This window comes from Nodosilinea nodulosa PCC 7104 (assembly GCF_000309385.1).
Lineage (GTDB): Bacteria > Cyanobacteriota > Cyanobacteriia > Phormidesmidales > Phormidesmidaceae > Nodosilinea > Nodosilinea nodulosa.
On record NZ_JH976537.1, the window covers coordinates 3,888,255 to 3,901,199 of the forward strand.

At 54.8% G+C, this 12,945-nt stretch carries 10 protein-coding genes and 1 pseudogene; 7 read left to right on the forward strand and 4 right to left on the reverse strand.

Annotation, left to right across the window (positions count from 1 at the left end; genetic code table 11):
* Positions 1-95: 95 nt before the first annotated feature.
* Positions 96-1,388, forward strand: a complete 1,293-nt coding sequence (locus tag LEPTO7104_RS0117950; RefSeq protein WP_017299966.1) for a Glu/Leu/Phe/Val family dehydrogenase — start codon at positions 96-98, stop codon at positions 1,386-1,388.
* Positions 1,389-1,578: 190 nt separating this feature from the next.
* Here LEPTO7104_RS0117950 and aat read toward each other — a convergent pair whose 3' ends face one another.
* On the reverse strand, positions 1,579-2,166 hold the full coding sequence (aat, locus tag LEPTO7104_RS0117955; RefSeq protein ID WP_017299967.1) for a leucyl/phenylalanyl-tRNA--protein transferase: 588 nt from the start codon (positions 2,164-2,166) through the stop codon (positions 1,579-1,581).
* A 129-nt stretch (positions 2,167-2,295) separates the two neighbouring features.
* On the opposite strand from aat, the pseudogene LEPTO7104_RS34415 reads away from it, so the two are divergent.
* Both LEPTO7104_RS34415 and LEPTO7104_RS0117965 read left to right on the forward strand, forming a co-directional pair.
* Positions 2,296-2,622, forward strand: a pseudogene (locus LEPTO7104_RS34415) (hypothetical protein); the annotation flags it as partial.
* Positions 2,623-2,724: 102 nt separating this feature from the next.
* Positions 2,725-3,300 (forward strand): Uma2 family endonuclease, encoded by a 576-nt coding sequence (locus tag LEPTO7104_RS0117965; protein ID WP_017299969.1) that lies wholly within the window; start codon positions 2,725-2,727, stop codon positions 3,298-3,300.
* Between the two features lie 107 nt (positions 3,301-3,407).
* Here the strand turns inward: LEPTO7104_RS0117965 and rpsN are convergent, their stop codons facing one another.
* From rpsN to tgt, 3 genes are all read right to left on the reverse strand, one after another.
* Positions 3,408-3,710, reverse strand: coding sequence for a 30S ribosomal protein S14 (rpsN, locus tag LEPTO7104_RS0117970; RefSeq protein ID WP_026072826.1), 303 nt, complete (start codon positions 3,708-3,710; stop codon positions 3,408-3,410).
* Between the two features lie 419 nt (positions 3,711-4,129).
* Positions 4,130-4,267, reverse strand: a complete 138-nt coding sequence (locus LEPTO7104_RS0117975) for a photosystem II reaction center protein K (protein WP_017299971.1) — start codon at positions 4,265-4,267, stop codon at positions 4,130-4,132.
* A 117-nt stretch (positions 4,268-4,384) separates the two neighbouring features.
* On the reverse strand, positions 4,385-5,560 hold the full coding sequence (tgt, locus tag LEPTO7104_RS0117980; protein ID WP_017299972.1) for a tRNA guanosine(34) transglycosylase Tgt: 1,176 nt from the start codon (positions 5,558-5,560) through the stop codon (positions 4,385-4,387).
* A gap of 615 nt (positions 5,561-6,175) precedes the next feature.
* Between tgt and LEPTO7104_RS0117985 the strand changes: the two genes are divergently transcribed.
* The 4 genes from LEPTO7104_RS0117985 (at position 6,176) to carB (ending at position 12,934) form a co-directional block, all read left to right on the forward strand.
* Entirely contained in the window at positions 6,176-6,562 is a 387-nt protein-coding gene (locus tag LEPTO7104_RS0117985) for a hypothetical protein (RefSeq protein WP_017299973.1), read from the forward strand.
* Positions 6,563-6,574: 12 nt separating this feature from the next.
* Positions 6,575-8,638, forward strand: coding sequence for a caspase family protein (locus LEPTO7104_RS37135; protein ID WP_017299974.1), 2,064 nt, complete (start codon positions 6,575-6,577; stop codon positions 8,636-8,638).
* 242 nt (positions 8,639-8,880) lie between these two features.
* Positions 8,881-9,234, forward strand: a complete 354-nt coding sequence (locus tag LEPTO7104_RS0117995; protein ID WP_017299975.1) for an ArsR/SmtB family transcription factor — start codon at positions 8,881-8,883, stop codon at positions 9,232-9,234.
* 430 nt (positions 9,235-9,664) lie between these two features.
* Complete coding sequence (gene carB, locus LEPTO7104_RS0118000; RefSeq protein ID WP_017299976.1) at positions 9,665-12,934, forward strand: carbamoyl-phosphate synthase large subunit; 3,270 nt, start codon at positions 9,665-9,667, stop codon at positions 12,932-12,934.
* Positions 12,935-12,945 lie beyond the last annotated feature (11 nt).

The following is a 12,945-nucleotide window of genomic DNA, read 5'->3' on the forward strand; positions in this document are numbered from 1 at the left end:
ATTACTTTTTGGCTGGGCTGATTCGCCTTGGCGGAACCTTAAATAAGCGGCACAATTTGCTGTCTCACCATCCCTTCACTCTTTGGTGTTAGCCCATGGCTACCTCTATTTTGTCCGATGCCAACCGCCGTCTAGAGCGGGCGCTCAAGTATGTTTCGATTTCCGACGATGCCTCCGAGCGGTTGCGCTATCCCAAGGCCAGCCTCACTGTGTCAATTCCGGTGCGGATGGATGATGGCACCCTGAAGGTGTTTCAGGGCTATCGGGTGCGCTACGACGACACACGCGGCCCCACCAAGGGCGGCATTCGCTTTCACCCCGGTGTCACCCTCGACGAGGTGCAGTCCCTCGCTTTTTGGATGACCTTTAAGTGTGCTGCCCTCAACCTGCCCCTGGGCGGCGCCAAGGGCGGCGTGACGGTGAACCCCAAGGAGCTGTCGAAGTTTGAGCTAGAGCGGCTGAGTCGGGGATATATCGATGCGATCGCCAACTTCATTGGCCCCGATGTTGATGTGCCCGCCCCCGATGTCTACACCAACCCCATGATCATGGGCTGGATGATGGACCAGTACAGTATCATTCGCCGCAAGCTCAGCCCGGCGGTGATCACGGGCAAGCCGCTCAGCATGGGCGGCAGCCAGGGCCGCGACACCGCCACGGGCACTGGCGCATTTTACGTTTTGCAGGCCATGATGGCCAAGTTTGGCCGCGCGCCTCAGACCACCACCGTCGCCGTGCAGGGGTTTGGCAATGCGGGCAGCGTCATCGCCCGGCTGCTATTCGATGCCGGTTATAGGGTTGTGGCGGTGAGCGATTCCCAGGGCGGGGTCTATGCCCCCTCCGGGCTGGACATCCCCAGCATTCAGCAGTTTAAGACCTCGACCCGCAGCATTAAAGCGGTGTACTGCGAGGGCACCGTGTGCAACATCGTCGACGACCACGCCACCATCACCAACGAGGAACTGCTGGCTCTGGATGTGGATATTTTGATTCCGGCGGCGCTGGAGAATCAAATCACCGCCGAGAATGCCAATATCGTCAAGGCCCGCTACATTTTTGAGGTGGCCAACGGCCCCATCACCTCCGAGGCCGATCGCATTCTAGAGGCCAAAGATATCTACGTCTTTCCCGATATTCTGGTCAATGCGGGCGGGGTAACGGTGAGCTACTTTGAGTGGGTCCAAAACCGCAGCGGCCTCTACTGGTCGGTGGAAGATGTCAACACTCGCCTGCGGTCAATGATGGTGGCCGAGGGCGAACATATCTGGAAAATTGCCCAGGAATTAGCCATTTCTCCCCGCACCGCCGCCTATGTCCACGCCCTTGAGCGGCTGGGCGATGCCCTCAACGACAAGGGCACCCGCGACTACTACGTCAGCGGCATCTAGCCCGGAAGTGCAGTCACCCAGCGCTGAGCCTAAACGCTAGGCACTTTGACCCTGGGCAAAAGCTGTATATGGCCATAGTTATGTTAGTTAGGACATTCAGAAATCCTATGAACGTTCAAACGTTTGAACGTTCATAGGAGACATGTCTTAACCAGACTGGCTACAGCTATAAAAGGCAGGGAAGCTGGGTTCACAGAAAACTACAGTTTTGCTTGAGCGCAATTTTAAGCAGGCTTTTGTACTCGCGATCGCCCACAATATAGGCCCCAAACCGCTCCAGGTGCGGGTTCATCATCTGGGCATCAAACAGAGCAAAGTGGCGCTGGCGCAGGTGTTCTACCAGCTTCACCATCGCTACTTTAGACCCCTCAGAAATGCGAAAAAACATCGACTCGCCAATAAACGCGCCGCCAATCACTAGGCCCAAAATACCCCCGGCCAGCTCATTGCCCTGCCAGGTCTCAAAGCTGTAGGCCCAGCCCGCCCGGTGGAGTTCGCTGTAAACCTGCTTGAGTTCCCCTGAGATCCAGGTGGTGTCGCGATCGGCGCAGCCGCTGACCACTTCCTCGAAGGCTTGGTTGATGGCGACTTGAAAGCGGTTTTGGTTGAGCGATCGCCGCAGCGACCTGGGGTAGCGAAAGCGATCGTCCAGCGGAATCAGGGTGCGCTGGCGGCTAGAGTACCAGCCCAGATCGTCACCTTCGCCATCGGCCATCAAAAAATACCCTTGGGAGTAGCCGCGAATAATGGCGTCTAGGTCGTACTTGGTGGGGATCACGGCATTCTACACAGCAAAGAGGGGTTGATAATTCGTTACGCTCAGCCGCCCTCGGCTTGGGATTAGAAGCTAAAGCGGTAGTATTGAGTGTACAGAAGGTTTTCTCAGGTTGCTTCACCCCCCGCACCGATGACAGACCCCCTCGACCCAATTACGCTGCCGCCGCCGGAGGATGCTCAACGGGAAGGTCAGTGGCTCAAGTCAGCGTTGCTCACCTGGCTCAATGCCGAGTACCTGCCCGAACCCGCCAACCGCACCATTGCCGAGCGGGCCTCCCAGGTATTTGTGCGCCACCGCATGGAGGGCGAGAACGACGTTGGCTCGCTGGTGATGGCGATCTTGACCGAGCTACAGGCCTTTGACTTTTCAGACAGCTTCTACGGCGAGTTTACCGTCGCCAATGCCGTCGGCGATCTGCTGTTCGACAGTCTGGGCATCGATCGCTGCTGCGGACGTTCTACTACCCTTGAGACCAACCGCGTAGGCAAGCTCCCGGATGGCGAAGATACAGAGGGCGACATCAACTAACCTGTAACGATACGCCGTTACCCCAGGCCTATGACTTCTCTAACCCTGACCCTCGACCCGGTGGTGCGGCTCACCCGTGAGCAGTTCTACGAGCTGTGCAAGGTTAACCACGACATCCGCCTGGAGCGCAGCAGTACAGGAGATTTGATCCTTATGCCACCTACAGGCTGGGAATCGGGTAAGCGCAATGCAAACCTAACCACCGACTTGAATATCTGGAATCGTCAGGCTCAGGCGGGTGTGGTGTTCGACTCTTCCACTGGTTTTTCGCTGCCCAATGGGGCCGATCGCTCGCCCGACGTGACCTGGGTCGAAAAATCGCGCATTGAGGCTATCAGCCCAGACCCGGCCAAATTTCTACCCCTGGCTCCCGATTTTGTGGTTGAGCTGCGATCGGCCACGGACAAGCTGGCCACGCTACAGCACAAAATGGCCGAGTATCGCGATTGTGGCGTACGGCTGGGGTGGCTGATTGACCCCCAGGAAAAGCGAGTAGAAATCTACCGCCTGGGCCGACCTACCGAGTACCTGAGCCAGCCAGAGCAGCTTTCTGGGGAAGCGGTGCTGCCAGGCTTTGTGCTCACGCTAGCAACGATTTGGGACTAGGTGATTAGAGGGTCTCACTAAAAAAGGCCTGAGCGATACCCAGGCCTTTAGATCAAAAAGTTTGAAGCTGAAGGCAGACGCCTTGAACCAGCTCGAATACTGAGAGCTTACCAGCTCGACTTGACTACCCCGGGCAGCAAACCCTGGTGGGCCATCTCGCGCAGCTTGTTGCGGCAGAGGCCGAAGTCGCGGTAGTAGCCACGGGGGCGGCCAGTCAGCCAGCAGCGATTGTGCAGGCGAGTCGGCGCGCTGTTGCGGGGAAGCTGCTGGATCTTACGGTGAATCGCCACCTTCTCCTGCTGGTTCTCGGCATTGCTGAACTCTTCTAGCAGCGCCTCACGCTTTTGGGCGTACTTCGCCACCATTTTCTCCCGCTTGCGCTCCCGCGCAATCATGCTTTTCTTAGCCATTTAGTTTCTCTAGTCGTAAGACCTTATTATCACAAACACAGTCTACCAATATACGCGACGCCAGCCAGGAGAGTAAACCCTACCTGTCAATTTTTTCCCCAGGACTTTCCTTCGCAGGGTTCTAAATGTAGGGTTAGGGAAATTTAGATCGCCAGCGGGATCGGTTTGGAGGTGCTTCGACGACAAACTTAATCGCCTGGATTTTCGTCGCCTTGGCCACCCTTATCATCGTGGTGCAGTTTACACATCACTGATTACACACCACTGACCCGTTCTGAACCCCTCTCCTAGGGCGGCTTTAGCCCGCAGGACAGTCACCTAGCCAGCCCATGCGGCATTGAGGGCCAACCCAAAACAAACCCCCAGTGCAGAAGGGCGCTGGGGGTTTGAACTATTTGAACTAATCGGGGCTGAAACGCTTATTTGAAACCTACGGAAGCCTGCCAGACAAAAGCCAGCAGCAGGAAAAATACTGGAATGATGGGCAGCACGTCTACCAGGGGGTCGAACAGGGAATAGGCTTCGGGCAGCTTGGCCAGCAGCATTGCGACTTCCATTTAGTTATTATCCTCTCGTTACACAGCCGGGACAGACCATCCTTCAGACCTCAGCGGAGCGGTACCCTTAGCGCACCGGCTGGAATCTGAGAATTGGTAAATTTTCTTCGCATTTTATCATGGTGGGGATACGTCGATCGCAGTTGCGGCTGAGTTTGGCGCTAACCAGTGGGCAAATTCTGTGGTGAAGCGATCGCCCAAAATCGCCTCTCGGATCCGCTGGGTAAAGCGCACCAGCTCGGTGATGTTGTGGATCGAGATTAGCGTAAAGGCCAGCATCTCCTTGGCGTGGATTAGGTGGCAGAGGTAGGCGCGGGTGAAGTTTTGGCAGGTGTAGCAGGGGCAGGCGGTATCGATGGGGGTATAGTCGCGGCGAAAGCGCTGGTTTTTGAGGTTCCAGCGATCGCCTGCCACCAAGGCTGCTCCGTGCCGCGCCAGCCGGGTGGGGATAACGCAGTCGAACAGATCGACCCCGGCGGCGATCGCCTGGGCCATTTCCCGATAGGTGCCCACCCCCATCAGGTAGCGGGGCTTGTGCTCGGGCAGACAGGGGGCGGTGGCCCTGACGATGGTTTTGATCAGCTCCGGTGGCTCCCCCACGCTGACCCCGCCGATCGCATAGCCCGGCAGATCCAATGTTGCTAACTGCTCAGCCGCCGAACTGCGCAGGTCGGGGTAGACGCCCCCCTGCACAATACCAAACAGCGCCTGATCCGGTCGTTGGTGGGCCTCGACGCAGCGCAGCAGCCAGCGCCAGGTGCGATCGGTAGAGGCCTTGATCGTCTCGCGGCTGCACGGGTAGGGCGGGCACTCGTCGAAGGCCATGATCACATCGGCCCCCAGATCGTTTTGAATTTGGATCGAGGTTTCGGGACGAATATTAATGATGCGGCCATCCTTGGGCGACTTGAACGTGACGCCATCTTCGGTGATGGTGCGCATCTGGCTGAGGCTAAATACCTGAAAGCCGCCGGAGTCGGTCAGCATAGGGCCATCCCAGCCCATGAAGCGGTGCAGGCCGCCTGCCTCAGCCACAATGTCTTCTCCCGGCTGCAGGTGCAGGTGGTAGGTGTTGGAGAGCACCATCTGCGCTCCGGTGGTGGCGAGCTGGGCGGGGGTGACGGTTTTGACGTTGGCCAGGGTGCCCACGGGCATAAACCGGGGCGTGTGCACGGGGCCGTGGGGGGTGGTGAAGGTACCCGCCCGCGCCAAGGTGTGGCTACAGCGGGCGTCGCAGCTAAAGGAAAAAGCCTGGGTCAAGATTCGGGCGAACCGGTGGTAAGAAAGCTGCATCGATCATATCATTCTGCCTTCTCTGGTGAGTCTACTGAGTTCAGAGCTGTAGCAGATATAGGAGATAGGGTTCGGAGAAGGACTTGACTCCTACAGTCGGTCTCACTGGCATCTATCCAGAGTGTCAACCGCTTAAATCAAACATCGACGGCGCGAGCGCAGGTTTGTTGACTAACGTGCCAAGGTTCTAAGCAACACCAGAGTTGTTCTTGGCCTATTTGGCAAGAAGGTTCTAGCACACAAATCCCTAGAGCAAGAAACCAACATTTAGGGAAGCGAGGATTCAGCCGTACCAGAGGAAAGCGCTAGGGCTGCCCCAAGCTTGGCTCGAAGTTGTATATCAGAATACACTTCACCCCACTAAAAGGATTGGACTCTTTAGCAAGGCTATACAAGCTTGGTGCATTAACGAATAAGAGAAAAATCAGTGTTATTCATTATCTCGTTTCAATCCACTTTTCTGTAATTTCACGTATATTTAGGAAAGAGTCCACTTGTCCCAAGTCATGATTGGGCAGTGAACTTCATGAATTTCCCAGTGTGTTCCCCTGTAGTCAACGAAGTACATTTGTTCGCGTTATAGCTGGCGCGAAAATACTACGTGGGGAAAATATTATGTCGGTTGATTACTCTCTAGTTAGGGTAACTCTGCACTTCACTGATCCGTCCCTCAATCCCGATGAGCAAGATCTTGAGGTTCAAAAGCTACTGCCACAGTTAGCTCAGTTAGCTGCAGCTGGTGAAGTCGAGCAATCAGGTCGAGTTCTTGATCCTAATCCCCCTGAGAAGAGCAAGGGCTTTGGTTTTTTGCTAGGCTTGCTTCAAGCCGAAGTAAGTGCTTCTAACTTTAAAGCTTTGTCCCAGTTTTTGGGCGAACGTCTCTCTGGCAAAACCATTGAGATGGAGGTAGAGGCTAATGGAAGAAAATTAAAATTAAAAGCTAGTAGTCAAGCTGAATTATCTGCTGCTTTGAAGGCAGCCCAAGAGTTTATCGGTGACTAGAGGGCTGTTATTATGGCAAAATTTGCACTGCTTATAGGCATTAGCAACTACTCATCTGGCTTATCTCTCTTACCCGCAGCAATTAAGGACGTTCAAGCACTGCAGGTTGTATTAGAGCATCCTGAGATGGGTAATTTTGATCGAGTTCAGACGATACTTGATCAAGATGTTCAGAACATTCGGCGTGCTATTGAAGATCACTTTCTACAATGTGGGCGAGAGGATCTTGCCTTGCTGTTTTTCTCTGGCCATGGCATTAAAGATGACTTTGGGAGGCTTTATCTTGCTGGCAAGGAGACTTCTAAGGATAAGTATGGAAATCTCATTCGCTCAACTTCAGTGGAGACATCTTTTATTCAGGAAACTATGTCTCGCAGCCGATCGCGCCACAAGGTTGTAATTCTAGACTGTTGTTTCAGTGGTGCTTTTGGAGAAGGTTTCTTAGCTAAAGACGACGGCTTAATTGACATTGAGAATCAGTTAGGCGGAGAAGGAGTCGCTGTCTTAACTTCCTCAACTTCCATGCAATATTCTTTTGAACGCGAGGACTCAGACACTTCTATCTATACACGTTACCTAATTGAAGGCATTGAAACTGGGGCCGCTGACTTAGATGGTGATGGACTAATTTCAAGTCAAGAGTTGCATAACTACACAGCCCAAAGAGTAGCTGAAGCCGCTCCAGCTATGAGGCCCAAGTTCTTTGTTTTTGAAGAAGGATTCCGAATTTACCTTGCTCAAGCACCTACCAAAGATCCGTTACTTCAATACCGCCGTGAGGTAGAACGTGCCGCTAAGTTCAACTCAAATTCTGGTGAAATTTCTGAAATCGCCCAGCAGACGTTAACATTGCTACGAGAAAATCTTGGTATACCAAGAGACATTGCAGATAAAATTACTTACGAGGTATTAGAGCCGTATCGCAAGAAGAGGCAAAGTCTTCAAAATTATGAACAGACTCTACATGGTGTTCTCTGTGAAGAATATCCATTGTCTAAACGATCCGAATTAGAACTCAAACGCCTTCAAAATATTTTAGGCTTGCAAGATGAAGACATTGAGCCAATTCGTTCTAGATTGATATCGGAAAAAGAGGTATCTGGTTTTCTTGCCCCCTTAAACGAAGAAAATCAGAGTGATAATGTTAAGTTAAGCCACTTTTCCAATTCACAATTGCCTGTAACAAAATCGGATTCGTCAGAGAGCCCTAACCCAATCCAGGCTTTACCATTTTCAGCATCTTTCATTCGAGAGGGTTCAACGGACGAGACCAATCAAGCTCGGCGATTCAACTTTACTACGTTTTTGATAGTATCAGGTGCCTTCGTTGCTACTGTTATTTCAGGAGTATTCGCTTATCAATATCTTTGGAAAGGAGGGTTTAGAGACCCAATAACAGTTTTTCAGTCAGCATCCTTTCCACCAAATGCTGGTGAGTCTATGAATAGACTGGCAACGCGTATACAAGAAGCGAATCGAGAAGGGAAAGTCAGTGATGATAAAGCATGGATAATGTACACCCAAGATGGGGACATTGATGGTGCTATTCAAGAGCTAAATAAAGTTCTCCCAATTAGTTCTGAATATACTGCTGTCCAAGAGAAGCTAGCGGTGTGGCAAGCAGGTTTTGACAAAAATCAGCAGAATTTTAATCTGAGCCAGATAGCCTTAAACAATGGTAGATTAACTTCAGCAGAGAGCTACGCTAACGCGCTTGATAGTACGCAAGATTACTGGCGAAATCACCAGCAGGAATTGTTGAATCGTATTTCACGTGAGCGCGCTAGGATAGAACGCCAGAGCCATCGGCTTATCTGTGGGAATAGCAGCAGAGGCACTATCTTGAACCAGTTTCAAGTTGATGCCCAAGGTATACCAATCTCAGATTCATCCGGAGAACTTGTTTTGGATAAAGCTGATTCTTTGTTAGAGGGAACTAAGGTTGCTTTAACAAGATCGCCAGCTAGTTCACAAATGAGTAACCTTGATCTAAGTTTTGTAGAAGTGAAAGGTGGGCCTGATTTGGGTAAGAGGGGTTGGGTTGATTCAAATGATCTATGCCGTCTGATGGACTAATGAACTGTTTGAGATCCCTGTCGTGAAGTAAGTGAAGCAGTTGTCAACCAAAGACTTACTGTCTCAACCTTCTCTATCAACAAAAAGCTCTATTTAATTTATTGCTTTTATCTTGGTGACTGCTGGTTCTTGCGAAGTTTAGGGACGACTGGTACTTAGATTGGGACTCAACGGGCAAAATAGCTCCCGAAGTCAAAACAGCTCTGCTACGCTGGAATTTAATCGCTGTCAAACCCATACCAATGTCGCTAGGACTGCAATCCGCTTCGTCAGCCACCACCATAGCCAAGTTTAAGGCCCTGTCGGACCCGCTGCGGCTGGAGGTGATTGAGCTGCTGCGATCGCAGGAAATGTGCGTGTGCGACCTGCGCGATCGCATGGACATCGCCCAGTCCAAACTTTCCTTTCACCTCAAAACCCTGCGCGAGGCCGGGCTAATCTCCGCCCGCCAGGATGGCCGCTGGATTTACTACAGCCTCAACCCGGCAGAATTTGGCGAACTCGAAGATTACCTCAGTGCCCTGCGCGCGATCGCGGTTCCCCGGCTGGCTCGGGCCTGTGGGGAGGGGATTGAGGGGATGGGGGAGATGGGGTAATGGAGTGATGGGGTAATGGGGTAATGGGGTAATGGAGTGATGGGGTAATGGGGTGATGGGGAGATGGGGTGATGGGGTGATGGGGTAATGGGGTAATGGGTTTTGAGCAGGATGGAGCATGGTTAAAAAATTGCGGTTGAGAAGACTGAAACCCTCAATCCCTTCCCCTCAAAGCCGAAATTTACCCAACATCGCGATCGCTCCCCCCAAAGACTATCAATCTCCCCCACGCATCCATGCCCCCACGCCCTAACGCCCCCACGCCTCCACTCCCCCACGCCCCACTCCGGGAGTTTTGCTTAAATTCAACAAACGCTGACATTAGCCCGCAGCCTCGGCTAATCCTGCCCGATCGCCTCAACCTGGGCAAACGGATCTTGCGAATACCCCTTAGAATGATTTGGATTTTTCGTAAGCACCCCTGCAGCCTATGCCTCGCCGTGATGACATCCAAAAGATCTTGTTGATCGGCTCTGGCCCGATCGTCATTGGCCAGGCCTGTGAATTTGACTATTCGGGCACTCAAGCCTGCAAGGCACTGCGGGAAGAGGGCTACGAGGTGGTGCTGATCAACTCCAATCCGGCGACGATTATGACCGACCCGGAGACGGCCAACCGCACCTACATCGAGCCGCTGACGCCCGAAATTGTGGAGCGGGTGATTGAGCGGGAGCGTCCCGACGTGCTGCTGCCCACCATGGGCGGACAGACGGCGCTAAATTTGGCGGTGACCCTGGCCAAAACCGGGGTGCTAGAGCGCTACGGCGTAGAGCTGATTGGGGCCAAGCTGGAAGCAATTGAAATGGCGGAAGATCGCAAGCTGTTTAAAGAGGCGATGGCCCGCATCAATGTGCCGGTGTGTCCGTCGGGCCTGGCCGAAACCATGGATGAGGCGAAGCAAATTGCCCAGCAGATCGGCACGTTTCCTTTGATCATTCGCCCGGCCTACACCATGGGCGGCACGGGCGGCGGCATTGCCTATAACCAGGAAGAATTTGAGACCATCTCGCGATCGGGCCTCGACGCCAGCCCCGTATCGCAGATTCTCGTCGAGCAGTCGCTGCTGGGCTGGAAGGAGTACGAGCTGGAGGTCATGCGCGACCTGGCCGACAATGTGGTGATCATCTGCTCAATCGAAAACCTCGACCCCATGGGGGTTCACACGGGCGACTCAATCACCGTGGCCCCGGCCCAGACCCTCACCGACAAAGAGTACCAGCGCCTGCGCGATGCCTCGGTCAAGATCATCCGCGAGATCGGCGTGGAAACCGGCGGCTCGAACATTCAGTTTGCGGTCAACCCCGACAACGGCGAGTACATCGTCATCGAGATGAACCCCCGGGTGTCGCGCAGTTCGGCTCTGGCCTCTAAGGCGACGGGCTTTCCGATCGCAAAATTCGCCGCCAAGCTGGCGGTGGGCTACACCCTCAACGAAATCTCCAACGACATCACCAAGAAGACCCCGGCCAGCTTTGAGCCCACCATCGACTACGTGGTGACCAAAATTCCCCGGTTTGCCTTCGAGAAATTCCCCGGCACCTCTACCACGCTGACGACGCAGATGAAGTCGGTGGGCGAAGCGATGGCGATCGGGCGCACCTTCCAGGAGTCGTTCCAGAAGGCGCTGCGATCGCTCGAAATTGGCCGGGCGGGCTGGGGCTGCGATCGCGCCGAAAAGCTGCCCAGCCTCAACGAAATTCGCCCCAAGCTGCGCACCCCCAACCCCGATCGCATTTTTGAGCTGCGCCACGCCATGCAGCTGGGCCTGGCGATCGACGATATTTACCAGCTCACCGGCATCGACCCCTGGTTTCTCAACCAGCTCTGCGGCCTGCTGAAGACCGAAAAATTCCTCAAGCGCACGAAACTGACCGAGCTAACCTACGACGATATGCGGGCGATCAAGCGCCAGGGCTTTAGCGATCGCCAGATTGCCTACGCCACAAGCACCAGCGAAGACGCCGTGCGCGACTACCGCAAAGGCCTGGGCGTAATCCCCGTCTACAAAACCGTTGACACCTGCGCCGCAGAGTTTGAGGCCTTCACCCCCTACTACTACTCCACCTACGAAGACGAAACCGAGGTGTTGCCCAGCGATCGCCCCAAGGTGATGATCCTCGGCGGCGGCCCCAACCGCATCGGCCAGGGCATCGAGTTCGACTACTGCTGCTGCCACGCCTCCTTTGCCCTGCGCGACGACGGCTTTGAGACCATCATGGTCAACTCCAACCCCGAAACGGTGTCTACCGACTACGACACCAGTGATCGCCTCTACTTTGAGCCCCTCACCAAAGAAGACGTGCTCAACATCATCGAGGCCGAAAACCCGGTCGGCGTCATCATTCAGTTCGGCGGCCAAACCCCCCTCAAGCTCGCCGTCCCCCTCCAGCAGTACCTCGCCTCCCTCCCCGCCGCCGACCCATCCGCCCATCCACCCATCCATCCCCCAACCCAAATCTGGGGCACCTCCCCCGACTCCATCGACACCGCCGAAGACCGCGAACGCTTTGAGGCCATTCTGCGCGAGCTGGACATTCTTCAGCCCCCCAACGGCATGGCCCGCAGCTACCAAGACGCCCTCAAGGTGGCCCAGCAGATCGACTACCCCGTCGTGGTGCGGCCCAGCTACGTGTTGGGCGGTCGCGCCATGGAAATCGTCTACTCCGACGCCGACCTGGAGCGCTACATGACCTACGCGGTGCTGGTCGAGCCCGACCACCCGATTCTCATCGACAAGTTTCTGGAGAACGCGATCGAGGTGGATGTGGATGCGATCGCCGACCACACGGGCCAGGTCGTCATCGGCGGCATCATGGAGCACATTGAGCAGGCGGGCATCCACTCCGGCGACTCGGCCTGCTCGCTGCCCACCATGACTCTACCCCCCGCTGCCCTGGCCACCATCCGCGACTGGACGATCAAGCTGGCCAAGCGCCTCAACGTGATCGGCCTGATGAACATTCAGTTTGCCGTCAAGGGCGACCAGGTCTACATCATTGAGGCCAACCCCCGCGCCTCGCGCACGGTGCCCTTTGTTTCCAAGGCGATCGGCCACCCGCTGGCCAAGCTGGCGGTGCGCGTCATGTCGGGCAAAACCCTGGCGGAGCTGGGCTTCACCGAAGAGGTGATTCCCAACCATATCTCTGTTAAAGAAGCGGTGCTGCCCTTCGACAAATTTGCGGGCACCGACGCCCTGCTCGGCCCCGAAATGCGGTCCACTGGGGAAGTCATGGGCATCGACGCCGACTTTGGCAAAGCCTTCGCCAAAGCTGCCCTGGGGGCCAACCAAAAAATTCCCCTCACGGGTACCGTCTTCATTTCCATGAACGATCGCGACAAGGCCGCCGTCATCCCCGTTGCCAAAGACCTAGCCAGCCTGGGCCTCAAGCTGATCGCCACCTCCGGCACCCGCGCCGCCCTCATGGATGAAGGCCTAACCGTAGACCTCATTCTCAAAGTCCACGAAGGCCGCCCCAATATCGAAGACGCGATCAAAAACAGCGAAATTCAGCTAATCATCAATACTCCGGCGGGCAGCACCGCGCTCGAAGACGATCGCTCCATTCGCCGCACGGCCCTGGCCTACAAGGTACCGATCATCACCACCATTGCCGGGGCAAAGGCGACTACCGCTGCGATCGGCTCCCTACAACAGCACCCCCTCCAGGTGAAGTCGCTTCAGGAATATGTGGGAATGTAAGCTGGGAGAAT